Annotated in this window: 15 protein-coding genes; 2 read left to right on the top strand and 13 right to left on the bottom strand. The window is 66.0% G+C overall.

The window, feature by feature from the left end:
* Positions 1-38: 38 nt before the first annotated feature.
* The 11 genes from ACQCSW_RS07020 to ACQCSW_RS06970 all read right to left on the bottom strand — a co-directional run bounded on the left by ACQCSW_RS07020 (position 39) and on the right by ACQCSW_RS06970 (position 14051).
* Entirely contained in the window at positions 39-557 is a 519-nt protein-coding gene (locus ACQCSW_RS07020) for a hypothetical protein (protein WP_426990101.1), read from the bottom strand.
* Positions 547-1695: a hypothetical protein gene (locus tag ACQCSW_RS07015; RefSeq protein ID WP_426990100.1), complete on the bottom strand. Its 1149-nt coding sequence runs from the start codon at positions 1693-1695 to the stop codon at positions 547-549. The genes ACQCSW_RS07020 and ACQCSW_RS07015 overlap by 11 nt, the downstream gene beginning before the upstream one ends.
* Before the next feature lie 726 nt (positions 1696-2421).
* Positions 2422-3933, bottom strand: a complete 1512-nt coding sequence (gene guaB / locus ACQCSW_RS07010; protein ID WP_426990099.1) for an IMP dehydrogenase — start codon at positions 3931-3933, stop codon at positions 2422-2424.
* 275 nt (positions 3934-4208) lie between these two features.
* On the bottom strand, positions 4209-6263 hold the full coding sequence (locus tag ACQCSW_RS07005; protein ID WP_426990643.1) for an acyltransferase family protein: 2055 nt from the start codon (positions 6261-6263) through the stop codon (positions 4209-4211).
* Between the two features lie 115 nt (positions 6264-6378).
* On the bottom strand, positions 6379-7485 hold the full coding sequence (locus ACQCSW_RS07000) for a flavin-containing monooxygenase (RefSeq protein WP_426990098.1): 1107 nt from the start codon (positions 7483-7485) through the stop codon (positions 6379-6381).
* Entirely contained in the window at positions 7482-7802 is a 321-nt protein-coding gene (locus tag ACQCSW_RS06995; RefSeq protein ID WP_354252617.1) for a hypothetical protein, read from the bottom strand. The genes ACQCSW_RS07000 and ACQCSW_RS06995 overlap by 4 nt, the downstream gene beginning before the upstream one ends.
* Before the next feature lie 109 nt (positions 7803-7911).
* Complete coding sequence (locus ACQCSW_RS06990; protein WP_426990097.1) at positions 7912-9564, bottom strand: LuxR C-terminal-related transcriptional regulator; 1653 nt, start codon at positions 9562-9564, stop codon at positions 7912-7914.
* 195 nt (positions 9565-9759) lie between these two features.
* Positions 9760-11280 carry an ATP-dependent DNA ligase gene (locus tag ACQCSW_RS06985; protein WP_426990096.1) on the bottom strand — a complete coding sequence of 507 codons (1521 nt, stop codon included), beginning with the start codon at positions 11278-11280 and terminating at the stop codon, positions 9760-9762.
* Positions 11281-11476: 196 nt separating this feature from the next.
* Positions 11477-13087 carry a chaperonin GroEL gene (gene groL, locus ACQCSW_RS06980; RefSeq protein ID WP_426990095.1) on the bottom strand — a complete coding sequence of 537 codons (1611 nt, stop codon included), beginning with the start codon at positions 13085-13087 and terminating at the stop codon, positions 11477-11479.
* 77 nt (positions 13088-13164) lie between these two features.
* Positions 13165-13458, bottom strand: coding sequence for a co-chaperone GroES (gene groES, locus ACQCSW_RS06975; protein WP_056344177.1), 294 nt, complete (start codon positions 13456-13458; stop codon positions 13165-13167).
* A gap of 209 nt (positions 13459-13667) precedes the next feature.
* On the bottom strand, positions 13668-14051 hold the full coding sequence (locus ACQCSW_RS06970) for a hypothetical protein (RefSeq protein ID WP_426990094.1): 384 nt from the start codon (positions 14049-14051) through the stop codon (positions 13668-13670).
* Positions 14052-14106: 55 nt separating this feature from the next.
* Between ACQCSW_RS06970 and ACQCSW_RS06965 the strand changes: the two genes are divergently transcribed.
* Positions 14107-15336, top strand: a complete 1230-nt coding sequence (locus ACQCSW_RS06965; RefSeq protein ID WP_426990093.1) for a THUMP-like domain-containing protein — start codon at positions 14107-14109, stop codon at positions 15334-15336.
* Positions 15337-15363: 27 nt separating this feature from the next.
* Here ACQCSW_RS06965 and ACQCSW_RS06960 read toward each other — a convergent pair whose 3' ends face one another.
* Positions 15364-16194 carry a shikimate 5-dehydrogenase gene (locus tag ACQCSW_RS06960; RefSeq protein ID WP_426990092.1) on the bottom strand — a complete coding sequence of 277 codons (831 nt, stop codon included), beginning with the start codon at positions 16192-16194 and terminating at the stop codon, positions 15364-15366.
* A 100-nt stretch (positions 16195-16294) separates the two neighbouring features.
* A complete protein-coding gene (locus tag ACQCSW_RS06955) occupies positions 16295-17743 on the bottom strand; it encodes a glycoside hydrolase family 3 N-terminal domain-containing protein (RefSeq protein ID WP_426990642.1) in 1449 nt (482 codons plus the stop codon).
* A 341-nt stretch (positions 17744-18084) separates the two neighbouring features.
* Here ACQCSW_RS06955 and ACQCSW_RS06950 point away from each other — a divergent pair, with 341 nt between their 5' ends.
* Positions 18085-19236 carry a glutamate--cysteine ligase gene (locus ACQCSW_RS06950; protein WP_426990091.1) on the top strand — a complete coding sequence of 384 codons (1152 nt, stop codon included), beginning with the start codon at positions 18085-18087 and terminating at the stop codon, positions 19234-19236.
* Positions 19237-19295 lie beyond the last annotated feature (59 nt).

Below are 19295 nucleotides of genomic sequence, written 5' to 3'. Positions count from 1 at the left end.
TTCAGCCTAGTTCCATGCCTGGCTACAGACTCCTGCAGCTAGTACTTTTCCCCATACTTGTACTCGGGGAAATCGAAACAGGCGCTGTAGCCGGCCACCCGAAGCGTCACTGGTGAATCGTAGAACGAAACGAGCAGGTGCGTCCCGTCGTCGTGAAGTATGTCGACGCGCCGGTCCCCGTCCTGATCCGTGTCGTCGGAGACCTTCCACCCGTCGCGGCCCGCAATCGAGTCCCGCACCTTGTCCAGGAAGACTTCTCGGTCGATGCCGGGGGCGAGCTCAATTTCGGCGGCTCCAGTCCACTTCTTTTGCTCACCATCGCAACGCATCAGGCTCGACACGTCATTGGCAAAACGGGAGATCACCAGATCTTCGGGAACCATCACCGTGATTTCCTGCTGCAGCGAGGTGACCTTTGATTTGGCTGATTCGAGTGTCGTTGTCATCGTTTTTCCGCTCTCCGCCTGACCGCACGCTGCCAGCGTGAGGGACAGGAATATAGTTGCAGCCGTGCGCCAGTTCAATGCCGTCCTGCGCGCTTTGCCGTTATCTACCACGAATTTCCTTATCAACATCTTCCAGCGCCTTCTCGTTATCCGGACCTGTGGTCGCAATGAGGCTGTGGTTCTCGAAGCTCAAGCCGTCCGACCATTCGAAGCCCCCGGGCGGGGCGTAGACGTGCTTGTCAAAGGCCGGTTCTTTCATCGGGTAGTTTTCACCAACGACACCGCTGAGTTCCGCGGTCAGCAGGCCGTCCGGATACGTGAAGGTGGAGTATTCGGTTCCCTGATTTGGGTTCCAGCCGGGTGGCATTGCAGCACCGGACAAGGCGATGACCTTGTCATAACGTGCCCCGTCATTCTCCGAGCCCGCTATCAGCCGGAACCCCCAGCTGTGGCCCATCGCCGCGGTCAGGGCGGATGCGGGCTTCTCCAAGTCCACGGCTGCCTGAAAGTCCCGGAGAGCGGGAGACTTGTCGGCAACGAAATGATCGCTCTTGGCTTCCACCAGGAACGCCTCACCGTAGTTTCCGTCAGGAAACTCCGACCCCTTGTAGACAAAGGCCACCGTTCCGCCAGTCCCGTCGGACTCAACGAGATATCTCGGGACGTCCTGCAGTCCCCCGCCGTAGAACGAGGCCTCGTTCGTCAAGGTACCCGGCACGTACGTCACGCCCGTGGTCGTGCCGCTGTCGAAGTCTCCGATCATCTCCACTATGGAGTTTCTGCCCGGGTCGTATCCGGCCAGCTTGATGTCTCCGTCCACCACTTTTTGCAGGTATGACTGGCGCTTTTCCCACGCTTCGTGTTGGGCGGTGAACCGTTGCGGATAGCCCGCATCCATGAGCAGCGGGTTGAACAACGGCTCGGGGTCGTTCTGGTTGAGCCAATCGATCCGGTTTTGCGCATTGATGCGGTTCGCCTCTACGCGGGTATCGAAGGGGATGCCGTTGGTGTTGCCTGCCTCCACGGGGTGGTCACGGATAAAGTGCTGCCGCTCGCGCTCCGTCAGCTCTGCCGACCAGTTTTTAATCTGCGCCGCGGATTTGCCTTGAAGGTGCAGCGGGTCTGGCTTCCACACATACACGCCAGCGGAGCTCGGCGGGAACACTGGTCCTCTCACCGCCGAACTCGCCGCATCCTGCTCGTTGGCGTTCCTGCTCAGCTCTGCGGCCGCGCTGTTGAGAAAGGCCACGGCATCCCGAAGGACACAGCTGTGGCCGGACTTCCAGTCCTGCCGGAAGTATTCCGCATCCGGGCCTGGCCACCGGGTGGACGCAATGCCTGAACTGAAATTGCTTAGCTGCATCTGCAACGTGGTTCCGGCAGACCGCATCGCCGTCGCCAGATGCCTCAGCTGGGCAACGTCTGCGCCATAGAACCCGTCCGACACGTCGCTCCCCCATATTCGATCAAGTATTTACTCCATCGAATATACAATGCCTGCGACCGATTGGAGATGGGCAGGCCTCCCCCATAAACTGCCGGACGCAGGCTGAACCAGCGGTGGGCCCACGGTGCCCGGGTTCCCTGGCCGCGGCGAAGCAAGGTCAGGGAGGCGCCGGGTGGGCCCACGGTGCCCGGGTTCCCTGGCCGCGGCGAAGCAAGGTCAGGGAGGCGCCGGGTGGGCCCACGGTGCCCGGGTTCCCGGCCGCGGCGAAGCAAGGTCAGGGAGGCGCCGGGTGGGCCCACGGTGCCCGGGTTCCCTGGCCGCGGCGAAGCAAGGTCAGGGAGGCGCCGGGTGGGCCCACGGTGCCCGGGTTCCCTGGCCGCGGCGAAGCAAGGTCAGGGAGGCGCCGGGTGGGCCCACGGTGCCCGGGTTCCCTGGCCGCGGCGAAGCAAGGTCAGGGAGGCGCCGGGTGGGCCCACGGTGCCCGGGTTCCCTGGCCGCGGCGAAGCAAGGTCAGGGAGGCGCCGGGGATTATCGCGAACCGTAGTTCGGGGCCTCCACGGTCATTTGGATGTCGTGCGGGTGCGATTCCTTGAGGCCGGCCGGGGTGATGCGGACGAACTTGCCGCGGGCCTTGAGCTCCGGGATGGTGGGCGCGCCGGTGTAGAACATGGTCTGGCGGAGGCCGCCTACCAGCTGATACGCCACTGAGGCGAGCGGGCCGCGGTAGGCGACGCGGCCTTCGATGCCCTCGGGGATCAGCTTGTCATCACCGGAGACGTCCGCCTGGAAGTAGCGGTCCTTGGAGTAGGACGTGTTCTTGCCGCGGGACTGCATGGCGCCCAGCGAGCCCATGCCGCGGTAGCTCTTGAATTGCTTGCCGTTGACGAAGATGAGCTCACCCGGGGACTCATCGCAACCTGCGAGGAGGGAACCGAGCATGACGGTGTCGGCGCCGGCAACCAGCGCCTTGCCGATGTCGCCCGAGTACTGCAGGCCGCCGTCGGCGATCAACGGTACGCCCGCGGGGATGGCTGCCTTGGCGGACTCGTAAATAGCGGTAATCTGCGGGACGCCCACACCGGCCACTACGCGGGTGGTGCAGATGGAGCCGGGGCCTACACCCACTTTGATGCCGTCGGCACCGGCGTCGATCAGGGCCTGGGCACCTTCGCGGGTGGCAGCCTGGCCGCCGATGATGTCCACGTGCGCTGCTACGGGATCGGACTTCAGGCGGCGGATCATGTCCAGCACACCCTGGGAGTGGCCGTTGGCCGTGTCAACGAACAGTGCGTCCACGCCGGCCTCGACCAGTTCCATGGCGCGTTCCCAGCCGTCACCGAAGAAGCCGATGGCTGCGCCTACGCGGAGCCGGCCCTCGTCGTCCTTGGTGGCCAGCGGGTACTGCTCGGCTTTGGTGAAGTCCTTGGTGGTGATGAGGCCCTTGAGCCGGCCCTGCTCGTCAACAAGCGGGAGCTTTTCAATCTTGTTGGTGGCCAGCTTGTGGGAGGCTTCCTCACGGCTGATGCCAACATGCCCGGTGATCAGCGGCATCTTGGTCATCACGTCGCTGACCAGCCGCAGCGGGAAGTCGGCTTCTGGCACAAAGCGGGTGTCGCGGTTGGTGACAATACCGAGGAGCCGCATGCCCTCGTCCACAACGGGGAGGCCGGAAACCCGGTACTGCGAACAGATCTCATCCAGTTCCGCCAGCGTTGCCTCAGGGCCAATGGTCAGCGGGTTGGTGATCATCCCGGACTCGCTGCGCTTCACGCGGTCCACCTGGTCGGCCTGGTCCTGGATGGACAGGTTGCGGTGGATGACACCCAGGCCGCCCTGGCGTGCCATGGCAATCGCCATCCGGGATTCGGTGACCGTGTCCATGGCGGCGGACAGCAGCGGTGTGTGAACGGTGATCCGCTTGGAAATCCGCGATGACGTGTCAGCCTCGGACGGGATGACGTCCGTGTGGCCCGGAAGGAGCAGGACGTCGTCGTAGGTCAGGCCGATGAAGCCGAAAGGATCGTGCTCGGGCTGGGTCATGAGTGCGCCTCTTACCTTGGTTATGGGTTCACGGGTAGGGGTTGCAGCTAATGACCAGCCCGTCATTACGGGACTGGTCCGTGCAGGGCCTTAGTACATTCGGGTGCCTCATGCGCGGTCACCGCGCAGAAAGCTTTGAGTAAATATTAGAACCTCGACGCCGATCCCCCTATTCCGGGAGTCCCTTGTGAGCAACGGCACGGATCCCCGCCCGAGCCCTAACCTCGCAAGCTCGGCCAGGGAACCCTGCGGGCGTGGGCCCTACTGCCGACGTGTCAGCTCCAGCCCGTCGCCGCCAGCATCCGCTCCTCAAACATGGGAATCATGCTTTCCACATATGTCCGGCTGAGGTGGTTGTCGTCCTTGTACACGTAGACGTTGCCCACCACGGCCGGGCAGATACCGCCGGCGCAGATGAAGTCGCTCAGGTCCATCAGGTGCAGCCCGTCGACCTTCCTACGGTAACTTTCCAGCGGTGATGGCTCCACCAGCGATTCGTTCAGCGGCGGGTTGCAGGCCGGGGCGTCTGCGCCGTGGCGCTGGACGCACTCGGGCATGTTGATGGTGAAGCGCGGGTTGTCCCGGATGCCGACGATCTCGATGCCGGCGTCCGCGATGGGATGGATGCCTTCGAGGTAGGCCGGCACCTCGGTCTCGAACGGGGCTTCCTCATGGGTCAGGGTGGCCACGGTAAAGACGGCATCCGGCCGGTGTTCCAGCACGTACGCTGCGCTGGCCCGGTTGTAGGCGTTGCACTCGGCACTCCGGGCCTCGGATTCGGCCCCGAAACGGCATGCCGGCATCAGCAGGGTGACCAGCTCCCAGCCGCGGGCTTCCGCGATGGGAGCCAAGGCGGCCAGATACTGCTGGGCATGGGAGTCGCCCAGCACAACGATTCGTTTGGTGGCTTCGCCTTCAGGGACGGCCTGCTGGCACCCTTCGAGGACAGGGTCCTCGGTGGCATTCGGACCGACACAGGGCCCTTGGATTCCGGCCCAGTCGTTGTCCAGCACGGTGGGCCCGGGAATGATCCTCCCCTGCGGCGCCGGCGCTCCGGCGTTGCCCGGGGTCAGCAGGGCCGCTCCCGGCGACAGCTCGCGGGGCTGCGCGGCAGTGGCAGCTTCCTCCGCGGTGAGGCTCGTCTGCCAGACCGCCACCGGTCCGGCCAGCAGGGCACAGCAGGCAACCACGACGACGGCGGTGCGCCACGTGCGCACCTGCGGCCAGCGCCACTCGCGAAGCGGACTTTCCACAAAGCGGGTGGTGAGGATGGCCAGGACCATCGAGGCGGCGATGATCGCGGCGCCTTGGATGAGGTTGGGTGACTCGACGCCACTAGCGGCCAGCGCAAGCACCAGAATGGGCCAGTGCCACAAATAGAGGGCGTAGGAGTTGTCCCCCAGGGAGACCAGCGGCTTCCAGCTCAGGAGGCGGTCCACACCAAACCGGCTCCCGCTCTGCCCGGCTACGATGATCGCCGCGGCAGCCAGGGTGGGCCACAGTGCCACGAATCCGGGGAACGCCCGGTCCACGGTCAGCAACAGACCGCAGGAGACCATGGCCACCAGGCCGGCCCAGCCGAGCACCACACGCACGAATTTCCCCGGTTTCAGGTGCGGCAGGCTAAGTGCCAGCAGCGAGCCCAGTGCGAATTCCCAGAGCCGTGTCCGGGTGTCGAAGTAGGCGTAGGCCTGGTTAGTGGCCGTCTGGTCAATCGAGAACGCGAGCGAGGCAACGAGGATGCCGGCGAACACGGCTGCCACCACGGCGCGATAGCTGGCGTTGTACCGGTGCCGGAGGAGCCGCCACACAACAGCGGAAGCGGCGAAGACGAGAGGCCACAAGATAAAGACCTGTCCCTGGATGGACAGGGACCAGAAGTGCTGCAGGGGGCTCGCCGCGGCGTGGTCCTGGGCGTAGTAGTCCACGGCGGTGTCCGCCAGTAACCAGTTCTGCCGGTACATCAGTGCCGCCCAGGCCTGGTCCAGGATGACGGGCCAGCGTCCTTGCGGGAGGATCAGCCACGTGCCTGCCAGGACCCCGAGGATCACCACGACGGCGGCCGGCAGCAGCCGCTTGAAGAGGTGCAGCCAGTGCCGCAGCAGATTGAGGGAGGTGCCGGATTCCACCTTCCGGACGAAGGACAGCGTCAGCAGGAAGGCAGAGATCAGGAGGAAGATATCCACCCCGCCGGACACGCGGCCAAGCCATACGTGGTAGGTCACCACCATCAGTACAGCGAGGGCGCGGAGGCCTTGGACTTCGGGGCGGAATGTCGGTTTGCGGGCCGGCTTCCGCGAGCCGGTCTTTGCGTCCAGCGCAGTGCGCAGGGCAGCCTCGGCTGGTGCACTGGACACAGAAGGCCTCTCGAAGCGGTAAGCAAAGCATCAAGCCTACGGAGCCGCGCGGCCGATGGCCAATCAGGATCCGGTCCCGAAGGGCACTTCAGGCCGCCGCGCGTGCGGCTTCGCGGTGAGCCGGAACAGGGATCCGTCCCGCCAGATAGCGCGCATCACGGCATGCCCCGGGCAGCGTCGCCGACGCCGCCGCGTACAAGAATTCCTGGCCCAGGAAGAACAGTCCAGGGGTATCAAGTGCCACGCCGCGCCGCTGCCTCGGCAGCGCGCCGCCGTCGAGCATTACTGGGTCTATCCAGCCGAAGACATCCCGGAACCCCGTGCACCAGATCACGTTCGAGACCTCAAGCCGGGTCCCGTCCGCGAGGACCGGCAGCCCCTTCTCCACCCCGGCAACCCGCGGCACGAGCCTCACACCAGCGGCGGCCAGGTCCTTGGACTTCGTCCTGATCAGGGGCGCCGCGTGTGCTTTGAAGGAGGGTGCCGCTTTGCGGCCGATCGGGTTGTTGAGGGTGAGGACGTGGAGTCCGACGAACCGCACCACGGGCAGGAAGTACCGGGCCGCCGTCGGGCCGTGCTTCACCGGAATCTCGCCACCGGGCTTGCCGGCCAAGACCGTGGGATGGCTGCGGGACACTTCCAGGCCGATCTCCGCTCCAGAGTTCCCCAGCCCCACGACCAGGACAGGGCCTTCCTGCAGCTGCCCGAGGTTCCGGTACTCACTGGAATGGAGCTGGACGATTGAGGGTGCCAGTTCCGCGGCGAAATCCGGTACCTTGGGCGCTTGGCTGCAGCCGGTGGCGACGACGACGTTGCGCGCCTCCCAGCGGCGGCCGTTGGAAGCGGCGACGAAACCGTCATCTTCCCGCCACAGGTGTTCGATCCGGACCCCGTTAACGATGGGCAGGTCGAACCTTGCGGCGTACCCCTCAAGGTATCCGGCAACGTCGTCCTTAGTCGGGAAGGACAACGGGTCAGCCGGGAACGGAACGCCTGGGAGTCCGTCGTACTTTGCGGGCGTAAAGACGCGGAGGGAATCCCAGCGCTGGCGCCAGGCGTCTCCGGTTCTGGGACTTGCGTCCAGGATGAGGAACGTCCGGTTTTGCTCTTTCAGGTAGTGGCCCAGGGCCAGGCCTGCTTGCCCGCCACCTATGATCATGGTGTCCAGCGTGCCGGTCACGCCGTTGTTATTCATGGCTGTTCTCCTTGGTTGTTTGCGGGGATTGTGATGGCTGAACCTTCCGTGGGCTGACCCGCTTTCCGGTACCGGAGCCACCATGCCAGCATCAGCGCGGATGCCAGGAGGTACGCCAGGTGGAGTGCCCAGATGGGTCCCGCAGGCAGGTTAAAGACGTAGACGGAGTGGACGGCGTTGGCAACGTTGGTCAGCATCAGGTTGCTGAGGCTGTACGAAGCCAGGTCCTTGGTCCGTGCGGCTTTAACCAGCATCGGCAGCATTCCCGCGGCGAACAGCACCGTGGAAAGTGTGCCGGCAAGGACTGGAAGGTTCATGCTTTGAGGCTATGGCCGCGCGCCTGGTGCCCGCGTCGGCCGAATTATGCAACTTCAGCCGCGGAGTGGCTGGGTATTTCTATGTAGGCCAAGTGGCTCTATGTGGACGTCAGCCTGCGAGTCCGTGTTCATAGGCATAGCTGGTGGCGGCCGCCCGTGAAGACAGGCCCAGTTTCAGGAAGATGTTGCTGATGTGCCGGGCAACCGTCTTTTCACTGAGGTAGAGCTCGCCGGCAATGGCCCGGTTGCCCATTCCGGTTGCCACCAGCTGGAGGATTTCAAGTTCACGGCGGGTGAGGAGGCCCGCTGAATCCGGCGTGGACCCGCTGTCCAACATGCTTTCGTGCAGCAGCGACGCCGCCCAGGTTGCCGCCGGCGCCGCGCCCAGGTCCAGGAGCGCAGTGTGGGCCGCCTCCAGGTACATCAGCGCCGAGGCCTCATCGCCAAGTGTGCGGCAGGCGCGGCCTGCCAACGCCTGGCAGCGCGCCGCTTCGTACGGCACACCGAGCTCCTGCCACAGCCTCCACGCCTCGCGGAGCGGTTGCAGGGCAGCGGAGGGGTCGCCGTCGGCCAGTCGGACCGCGCCGTCCGCCTGGCCGGCAACGGCCCGGACCATGGGCATAGGGCATTCACTGGCCAGGGCTTCCAGCTCCTGAACACCTCGCCGCGCGGCTTCCAGGTCGGAGGCGGCCAGCTCGATCTCCACCAGTGCGGGCAGCATGTTCCGGCGGGTAGCGGCGTCTGCCGTGCCGGCCGCCCTGCGGACCATCAACTGCGCCTGCTGCGCGTCTCCGCGCGCCAACAAGAGGAGCGCAAGGCCAGGCTGCGGCTCGTAGCCGCTCCGGGCAGCCTGCCGGTAGGAAGCCTCGGCGTCGTCCAGTTTTCCACTCAGCCGTTCCACTTCGCCCTGCTGGTAGTAGCCCCCGTAAAGCGCCTGGGGATCACCCTTTACGGAAAGTCCCTGGGCAGCCGCAGCCGCCATCAGCGCCTCGGCCCAGGCCCCGTGGAGCATGAAGAGTTCGGCGCGGTGTGACTGGCACTGGCCGCTGAAGGTCACCATGTCAGGGCGTGCACTGCACCAGCGGTCCAAGGCAGCCGTCCATTCCAGGGCCCTTTCCAGGTCGAAGGCCAGGTGGCAATTGCCAATGACAGCGCAGTAGATAATTCCTGACGGGATCGGGGAGAGTTCACCTGCCGTAACGGCGACCATGACCTCGTCGAACATCCTGAGGCCCTTGCCGGCCTGCCCAAGCATGAGAGTCGCCTGACCTGTACCGAGGAGGCCCAGCGCGGACAGGTCTTTGTCCTGGAATCTCTGGCCGAAGTCCGCAACCTGGGAGAAGACCTGCAGGGCGCCTACCGGATCACCGCCATAGAGCTTGCCGAGGCCCATCGGAACGAGCAAGAGGCCCTGCACAGCGTCCGGCTCGGCCAGTTCATCCACGAGCCGCTGGCCGCGGGCAAACCACCCCCCGGCCCGAGCCGGCTCATCCAGGAACATCAGCTGCATCCCCATCCAACCGGCACACCGGGCGGCACCAACGACGTCGCCCACAACCAGGTATTCCTCATGGGCCCGGGTGAGGGTCTCCAGGCCTGTGGTCATCTTGCCGGTCAGGATCTCCGCGGTTGCGAGCCGTTCAAGGTCCGGGGCCGGCAGTCCGCCGCGCCGGTCGGCATCACGGAAGTTCTCGAAGGCATCGGTCCAGCGGTTTTCGCGGAACGCTGACCTGCCCTGGTCAAGGCCCGACTCAGCTGACATCTGGCCTCCTTTCGGATACCGCCCACCCAGCCGGTCTGGCCCGCCGCACGCTGGGCGTGACGGCGGTTAAGCGCCACGGTACGCCCGCTGGAGATCCGGCACAAGCGGGCCGCAGGTGCCTCGTGGACCTGACCCTGGTGTCATCTCCGGCGCGTCGAGTGCGGCCGGCCCGAAGGATTCGTCTTCATCTGGGCACTAACGCAGCAGTGCGCGCAGCGTCTGGATAGTGTCGGCCTCCGCCGCCGTCTTGTCGTCGCGGTAGCGCTTGACACGTGCGAACCGCAGCGCAATTCCGCCCGGATAGCGCGAGGAACGCTGCACGCCGTCGATCGCGATCTCAACCACGGTGACGGGCTCGACCCAGACGGTACCCGACGTGCGCCGCACCTCGAGCTCTTGGAACGTCTCGGTCTGCCAGCGCAGCAGCGCGTCGGTGAGGCCCTTGAACGTCTTGCCCACCATCACGTAGCCGCCGGGTTGGCCGAACTCGCCGGCCGGGTCCAGGGCTCCGAGGTGCAGGTTCGACAGCAGCCCAGTGCGCCTGCCTGACCCCCACTCGCAGGCGAGCACCACCAGGTCGTAGGTGAGCACCGGCTTGACCTTGATCCAGTTAGAACCACGCCGACCGGCCGCGTAGGCCGATCCGACCGCCTTCACCACCACGCCCTCATGGCCCGCGGCGAGCGCATCGCGAGACACTCTCTCAGCAACGGCCGCATCCGCCGTGATCTCCCCCGGGATCCGGTGTTCGGGGGCGATGCGTTCGAGCACGCCGAGGCGCGTCGCCAGCGGCTCGTCGAGCAGGTCGCGCCCGTCGATGTGCAGCACGTCAAAGAACCACGGATGCAGCACCGTAGCGCGCGCCGCATCCGCCCCGAACCGGGCCATGGTCTCCTGGAACGGTCGCGGGCCGCCGTCCTCGTCGAGGGCGAGGGTCTCGCCGTCGAGGATCACATCGCGCACCGGCAGTCCGCGCACCACCTCCACCACCTCAGGCAGCCGGTGGGTCACCTCGGCCAGGGTGCGTGTGTAGATGCGAACATCGTCGCCGATGCGATGCACCTGGATGCGCGCCCCGTCGAGCTTGTATTCCACGGATGCCTCCCCCGTGACCTCCAGCGCGGCGCTGGCGCTCGCCGCGGTTGCGGCGAGCATGGGCTGCACAGGACGGCCGACGATTAGGCCGACGGCGTCAAGCTGGGCCGCCGTGCCCGTGATCGCCAGCAGTGCCGTCTCGCCGAGATCGCCGGAGAGCATCGCCGCGCGGCGTACGGCGTCGGCGGGCCGATCGGCGGCGCGGGCGACGGCATCCGTCAGCACCCCCTCAAGCGCGCCGGTGCGCAATTCACCGAGGAGCATGCCGGCAATGAAGGCCTGCTCGCGCTCGGTGGCTGCCGCCGTGAGCAAACGGAGGGTCACTGCGCGCTCCGCGGCCGAGCCGGCGCCTGCGGTGACGAGCAGCCGATCCAGCGCAGCGTCGAGGTCGGCGACAGTAAGGCTCGGCTCGGCGGCCGGCTCCCCCATGGCCGCTGTCATGCCGCGCCAGCCGATCCCAACGCGGCCCTGTCGCGGCTTAGCGATGAGCAAGCCGACGGCCGTCGCGATGTCCACGGGCTCGAGCCGGCGCAGTAGGTCCGCCAGTGCATCGACCTTCGCGAGTCTGGAGCGGGTCGACGCGACGGCATCCGTGGTTTTCACGAGCTCATCGAGCAGCATGGGACCAGTCTGCCACTCCAGCCGATGCTGGACGCGTAGGCGGCAGAAGCGGGCCACAGGTGATTTGTAAGCACAAAAAACCGGCCCAGCAGAGGCTGGACCGGTTCTTTGTGCGGAGACTTGCTACGGAGGCTGTGGTGGGCCCACGCGGTCAGGGTTCCCTGACCGAGCGAAGCGAGGTAAGGGAGACTGCAGCCTAGTGGCTGTGGCCTGCGTGCTCGTCTTCGTTTGCGGGCTTCTCCACTACGAGGGTCTCGGTGGTGAGAACCAGCGCAGCGATGGATGCCGCGTTGCGCAGGGCTGCACGGGTGACCTTGACCGGGTCGATGACACCGGCGGCGATCAGGTCTTCGTACTCGCCCGTCTTGGCGTTGAAGCCGGTGTTGGTTTCGAGCTCGGCAACCTTGGCGGTGACAACGTAGCCGTCGAAACCGGCGTTCTGGGCGATCCAGCGAAGCGGCTGGACCAGCGCGCGGCGGACGATGCCCACAGCAGCGGCGGCGTCGCCTTCGAGGGCCTTGACTGCAGGATCCTCGTCGAGGGCCTTCAGGGCGTGGATCAGTGCGGAACCGCCACCGGCCACGATGCCCTCTTCGAGGGCGGCGCGGGTGGAAGACACTGCATCTTCGATGCGGTGCTTCTTTTCCTTCAGCTCAACTTCGGTGGCTGCGCCGACCTTGATGACACCGATGCCGCCGGCCAGCTTGGCCAGGCGCTCCTGGAGCTTTTCGCGGTCCCAGTCGGAGTCGGTGCGGGTCAGCTCGGCGCGCAGCTGGGAAACCCGGGCTGCGACGTCTTCTGCGGAACCGGCACCGTCAACAATGGTGGTGTTGTCCTTGGTGACCGTGATGCGGCGGGCGGTACCCAGCACCTCGAGGCCCACCGAATCCAGGCTGAGGCCCAGTTCTGCGGAGATGACCTGCGCACCGGTGAGGGTGGCGATGTCCTGCAGCATGGCCTTCCGGCGGTCGCCGAAGCCCGGAGCCTTGACGGCAACCACGTTCAGGGTGCCGCGGATGCGGTTGACGATCAGCGTGGACAGGGCCTCGCCCTCAACGTCTTCGGCAATGATGAACAGCGGCTTGGAGCTCTGCAGCGCCTTCTCCAGGAGCGGCAGGAAGTCCTGCACGGAGGAGATCTTGCCCTGGTTGATCAGGATGAGGGCGTCCTCGAGGACGGCTTCCTGACGTTCGGTGTCGGTCACGAAGTACGGGGACAGGTAGCCCTTGTCGAACTGCATGCCTTCGGTGAGGACCAGCTCCGTCTGCGTGGTGGAGGACTCCTCGATGGTGATCACACCATCCTTGCCGACCTTGCCGAATGCCTCGGCGAGGAGCTCGCCGATTTCGTCGCTCTGGGCCGAGATGGCTGCCACGCTGGCAACCTGGGTGCCTTCAACCGGGCGTGCGTTCTCGAGCAGGCGGGCTGCAACGGCTTCAACGGAAACCTCGATGCCACGCTTGATCTGGCCCGGAGCGGCGCCAGCCGCAACGTTGCGCAGGCCTTCCTTGACCAGGGCCTGGGCGAGCACGGTGGCCGTGGTGGTGCCGTCGCCGGCAACATCGTTGGTCTTCGTGGCTACTTCCTTGGCCAGCTGCGCGCCAAGGTTTTCGTACGGGTCATCCAGCTCGATTTCGCGGGCGATGGTGACGCCGTCGTTGGTGATCGTGGGGGCGCCCCACTTCTTGTCGAGCACGACGTTGCGGCCGCGGGGGCCGAGCGTCACCTTGACAGTGTTGGCGAGCTTGTCGATGCCGGCTTCAAGCGACCGGCGTGCAGCGTCGTTAAACGCAAGCTGCTTTGCCATGGTTTTGTCCTTTCAAAGACAGAACCCCGCGCCGCTGTTCAGTCAGGGACGGAACAGCGGCACGGGGATCCAAAGAGTTACTTTACGACGATCGCCAGAACGTCGCGGGCGGACAGCACGAGGTACTCGTTGCCACCGGTCTTGACTTCGGTTCCACCGTACTTGGAGTAGATAACAACGTCGCCTACGGCTACGTCGACCGGAACGCGGTTGCCATCTTCAAAGCGGCCGGGGCCTACTGCAACAACTTCGCCTTCCTGCGGCTTCTCCTGTGCGGAGTCCGGGATAACCAGGCCGGAAGCCGTGGTCTGCTCGGCTTCGAGCGGGCGGACAACAATACGATCCTCAAGAGGCTTAATAGAGACCGACACTCGGACCTCTCCTTCTACGTCAGCAAATTCATGGACAGTTGAGCTGCTTCGCCGTGGCTGGCAAACCGTCGTCGCGGTGCCGGCAGCAGCCTGGCTGGCAGCTCTTCATGTATTAGCACCCTCCTAGGGAGAGTGCTAATGATGACTCTATGTATTCGTTAGCACTCGGTCAAGGTGAGTGCCAGAATTATGTCTCCGGCGAACAGCCTTTACCGGCCGGTGAGGTCCTCAAGATCGACGTCTTCGTCGCCGTCGTCCCCTTCATCGACGGTGCCCCGCCGCAGGTACAGCACCACGGCGCCGCCCAGGGCAGCCAGCAGCGAGAGCACCAGCAGGATGATACCGCCCACGCGTGCCCCGCTGTAGAGGCCGCGGATGTCCCGTGCCTCGTCCGTGGCGTCCTGGATGTCGTTGCCGCCCACGGAGTAGACAGTGGCGTTGAACGTGTCCAGGAAGAAGATGATCACCAACAGCGCGATGCAGACCACGGCCACTGCGGATCCTGCAATCAGCGCGGGGCGGGCAATCTTCACCAGGTCCGGTTTGCTGGCTTGGCGTGGTCCGGACGCTTGGGTGCCTGCACTGTCTTCCATGCCTTCAACCCTAGCGGGAACTGGCCGCGGGGCCACCTCCACTAGGCTTGAACCCATGGCTCAAGCACCGCAGGACCAGATCGCCCCACTGCTCACAAGCGAAGGCTGGGAGCTGCTGGCGTCCCTGGGACCGTACCGCGAGGACGAGGCCTTCGAGCTCAACTCGGCCCTCCGCAAGGCCGGGCACTCCCCCGCGCTGGTCTCCGCCGTCCTCACCCAATCCCGGCTGCGCACCAAGGCCGCGCTGAAGTTCGGGGAATTCGCCCGGAGCATGCTCTTCACGCAGGCCGGGCTGGAACAGGCCACGCGTCTCACTGTTGCCGCCCGGCACGCCGAGCGCTTTGCGCAGGCCGGCGTCCGCCATGTCGCCGACCTCGGGTGCGGCCTCGCCGCGGACTCCCTGGCCCTGGCATCGATGGACATTACGGTCACAGCCGTGGAAATGGACGAAACCACGGCCGCCTGCGCCACGGTCAACCTGATTCCCTTCCCCAACGCCACCGTGGTGCATTCGGACGCCACCACCGTCCCGTTGGAAGGGGTCGACGGCGTCTGGCTGGATCCCGCACGACGGGTCACCTCCACGTCGGGTACCAAGAGAATCTGGGATCCTGAGGCGTTTTCGCCGCCGCTGTCCTTTGTGGAATCGCTCGCTGCCACCGGGCGCGCCGTCGGGGTCAAGATGGGCCCCGGCATGCCGCACGAATCGGTTCCCGCCGACTGCGAGGCGCAGTGGGTATCAGTGGGCGGCGACGTCACCGAGGTGGCCCTGTGGTTCAACTCCGTGCGCAGGCCCGGAATCCGCCGGGCGGCGCTGCTGCTTGGCCCGCAGGGTGCCGCCGAGCTGACCAGCGCTGAAGACTTCGACGGAGGTCCCGCCGCGCCGGTGGGTCCGGCGGCGGGCTACCTGTATGAGCCCGACGGTGCGGTGATCCGCGCCGGCCTGGTGGCCGACGTCGCGCTTCAATTGGGCGGGCACCTGCTGGACGAGCACATCGCCTACATCTGCGCTCCGGAGCTGGCGGACACGCCGTTCGCCCGGGCCTACAAGGTCCTGGAAGTGATGCCGTACAACGTCAAGGCGCTCAAGGCCTGGGTGAAGGAGAACGGCATCACGGTCTTGGACATCAAAAAGCGCGGCACCTCGGTAACCCCGGAGGAACTGCGCAAGCAGCTGTTCGCCGGAAGCAAGGGGGCCGGGAAAAAGGGCGGACAAAAGACAGCCACCCTGGTCCTGACCCGCATTGGGGAGGACCGGGTGGCCATCTCGGTGGAACCGGTCTGAGGCAGCGAAGCCTTCTGAGCCCGGGCCTTACTGGGCGCGCATAAAGTCCTCGGCCGCCCGGACCTGCTCGTCTGTGGGCCGGACACCGGTGTAGAGCACAAACTGCTCGAGCGCCTGGATGGTGGCAACCTCGGCGCCCGTGATGACCTGTTTCCCGGCGGCACGGGCGGCCTTGATCAGCGGCGTCTCCGCAGGCAGCGCCACGACGTCGAACACCACGTTGGCTGCCGCGATCGCATCTTCCGGGAAGGACAGGGAGTCCACCTCCGGGCCGCCCTGCATGCCTCCCGCCATACCGATAGGCGTGACGTTGATGATCAGGTCCGCCGTGCCGCCGTCGAGCGTTGCCCGCCACTGGAACCCGTACTGCTCAGCAAGCGCCCGGCCGGTGTCTTCGTTCCGGGCGATGACGGTGACGTCCGTGAAGCCGGCGTCGCGCAGTGCCGCGACGGTGGCCTTGGCCATGCCGCCTGCGCCCTGGACCAGCACCGAGTAGTCCGTAGGCACGGCGTTGCCGGCGAGGAGCTGTTCGATGGCGGTGTAGTCGGTGTTGTAGGCCTTCAGATGCCCGTCTGTGTTCACGATCGTGTTGACCGAATCGATTGCTTTGGCGGAGGGATCCAGCTCATCCACGAGGGCCATCACGTCCTCCTTGTACGGCATGGACACCGCGCAGCCGCGAATTCCCAGGCCCCTGACGCCGGCGATCGCCTGGGCCAGGTCGGTGGGGGCGAAGGCCTTGTAGATCCAGTTCAGGTCCAGCTGCTCGTAGAGGTGGTTGTGGAACCGGGTCCCGTTGTTGCTGGGCCGGGCCGACAGCGAAATACACAGGGTCATGTCTTTATTCAGAATGGGCACCTGTCCATTAAACGCGTTCCCCCAACTGGGTCGCAGTAGATGTCGTTATGAGCGCTCAAAACGACACCTACTGCTACCTAGTTGGGGTGGGTACGTTCCGTTACGGGCAGCCCGTCCCGGCTGGGTAGCTTCCGACGGCGGCGGGCAGCTTGCCTGGGGCAGTCGCCTTGCCTGCCAGCACGGCAACGAGGACGTCAAAGGCACCCGGGGTCCGGCCGTACAGCGCAATCTTTACCGGGGCAGTGGAATCCTGCAGCGGCCATGGCGCATCCAGGGCCACGGCGATATCGCCTCCGACCGGCCGCCCGGCGTAGCCGGTGAGGCTGACCAGGGGTCCGGCCCCGGTGCCGAGCCCGGCCTTCGCTGCAGCCGCCTCAAACCGCGCCCTGTCCTGCGCTGATCCCCCGGCAATCCGGAGGCTTCCCTGGACGATTGGAGCACCGCAGTGTCCGGACAGCACTGTGACGGCGGCCGCCGAGACCCGTGCCGAGATGTCCCCGCCGCTGCCGGGGGCGGCGCTGGCAGGGGCGGCTCCCGGCGGTGAGGCGATGCGGCCGCGCCAGGTCATCATGGTGGCCACGCGGATGGCCGCTTCCTCCAGGCGTGCCGCGGGCAGGGTTCCGGCAGCCACAGCACTCACGATGGCTGCGTGGGCCTGCCCCACGTCCGTAGGCATCAGGAGCAGGTCCGCGCCCGCGGCGAGCGCCGCCGTCGCTGCGGAGCCGCCCGGGTACTGCTTCTGGACGGCACCCATGTTGAGGGCGTCGGTCACGGCCACGCCTTTGAAGCCCATGCCGCGCAGCGCAGCATAGGTGGGGCCGGACAACGACGCCGGGACGCCTGGCTCCAGGGCCGGTACAGCGATGTGCCCGGTCATGACCATGGGCACACCGGCTGCGATGGCTGCCCGGAACGGCTTCCAGTCCCGGGCCTCGAGCTCCGCGATGCCCGCGGGCTGCACCGGGAGGTCCTGGTGCGAGTCAACCGTGACGGAGCCGTGACCCGGAAAATGCTTGACGGCAGGCAGGACGCCTGCCTCCTGCATGCCCTGGGAGAACGCCACGGCAAGCGCCCCCGCTGCATCCGGGTTGCCGGACATTGACCGGGCACCGACGGTTGGATCCGCGGGGCCGATGGTCACGTCTGCAACGGGCGCGAAGTCCACGGTGAAGCCCAGCGACCCGATCTCCGCGGCCAAGGCCCGGCCGGCGTCCTTGGTGAGCGGCACATTGCCGGCCGCCCCGTAGCTCAGGGCCGTTGGCCATTCGGTCAGGGGCGCGCCCAGCCGCGCCACAATCCCGCCCTCCTGGTCCACGCCGATGAGACCGGGCCAGGGCCTGCCGTCGGCCTTGGTGGCCTGGGCGAGCCGGGCATTGACCGCCGTCATGGCTGCCGTGTCCGCTTGACCGCGCGCGTCGAGCGGGACGTTGTCGCCCATGATGATAGACCCGGCCAGATGGAGGCGTTCGATGATTGCGGCCTGGGCTTCGGGGTCGGTCCCGGCGTACACGGGCATCAGGATCTGACCGGCCCTCTCCTCGACCGACATCGCCGCCACTGCGGCTGAGGCAGCATCCTGGTCCCGCTGTTCGGGGCCCCAGCCCAGCGGCCGCAGCCCGGCGTCAGGTGAGGGAGAAGCGGACGGAGGTGCCGTCGTCGGACGCTCTGATTCCGGCGTTGAGGCCGGCACTGAGCCAGAAGTCGCCGGGGCGGTGGCGGGAACCGCCGTGCAGGCAGTCATGGCGGCCACGGCGGCAGCCGCAAAGAAGAGGGTGGATTTGTGAATACACTCACGGGTCCACATGAACAAGGCCATCAAGACGATGCTACCCCTGCATTAGACTTGAATGCGGCGCGTGCCCAGGGATATCCGAACAGTTAGGGGAACGCATGAAGATTGATTTCGCTTCATCGAAGCAATCAACTCTTGGTGTGGAATGGGAGCTGGCCCTCGTGGACGGCCAGACCGGCGAACTGGCATCAGTGGCCAACGACGTACTCCGCGGCGTTGTTGCCAAGCACCCCGAACTCAACGAAGACGACGAGCACCCGCACATCAAGCAGGAGCTGCTCCTGAATACGGTGGAACTTGTCACCGGCGTCTGCGAGACCGCCGGCGAAGCCAAGGAAGACCTCAGCCGGTCCCTGGCCGCGGTCCGCGAAATCACCGACCCCATGGGCGTCGAGGTTTTCTGCGCCGGCAGCCACCCGTTCAGCCCGCCACAGCTGCAGCCCGTGACGGACAAGGCCCGGTATGCCAAGCTGATCGACCGCACCCAGTGGTGGGGCCGGCAGATGGTCATCTACGGAGTGCACGTCCACGTTGGCTTGGATCGGCGCGAAAAGGCGCTCCCCGTGCTGGACGGCCTGGTCAACTACTTCCCGCACTTCCAGGCGCTTTCGGCGTCGAGCCCGTTCTGGGGCGGCGAGGACACCGGCTACGCATCGCACCGCGCCCTGATGTTCCAGCAGCTGCCGACGGCGGGCCTGCCCTTCCAGTTCCCGTCCTGGGACGAATACGAGTCCTACGTCCAGGACATGTTTACCACCGGTGTGATCGACACCCTGTCCGAGATCCGCTGGGACATCCGGCCCGTTCCCAACCTCGGCACCATCGAAATGCGCATCTGCGACGGCCTGGCCACACTGGAGGAGGTGGGCGCCATTGCCGCGCTCACCCAGTGCCTGGTGGATGAATTTTCCACCACGCTGGACAACGGCGGCACCATCCCCACCATGCCGCCGTGGCATGTCCAGGAAAACAAGTGGCGTGCCGCCCGCTACGGCATGGAGGCCATCATCATCCTCGACGCCGCCGGCAAGGAAAAGCTGGTCACCGACCACCTCCTGGAGACCTTGAACCGGCTTGAGCCGGTGGCCGCGAAGCTCGGCTGCCCGGACGAACTGGCCGACGTCGAAAAGATCATCCGTCGCGGCGCCGGATACCAGCGGCAGCGCCGCGTCGCTGCCGAGCACGGCGGCGACCTGCAGGCCGTGGTGCTGGACCTGGTCAAGCAGATGCGGAACGGCCCGACGGGCTAAATCCCCCCGTTGCTCTATCATTCTTGGTCCCTAAAACCGTGGTTTGGGGACCAAGAATG

Origin of the sequence: Pseudarthrobacter sp. Y6 (assembly GCF_050156205.1) — a bacterium.
Lineage (GTDB): Bacteria > Actinomycetota > Actinomycetes > Actinomycetales > Micrococcaceae > Arthrobacter.
This window is presented reverse-complemented; position numbering and strand designations above follow the sequence as displayed.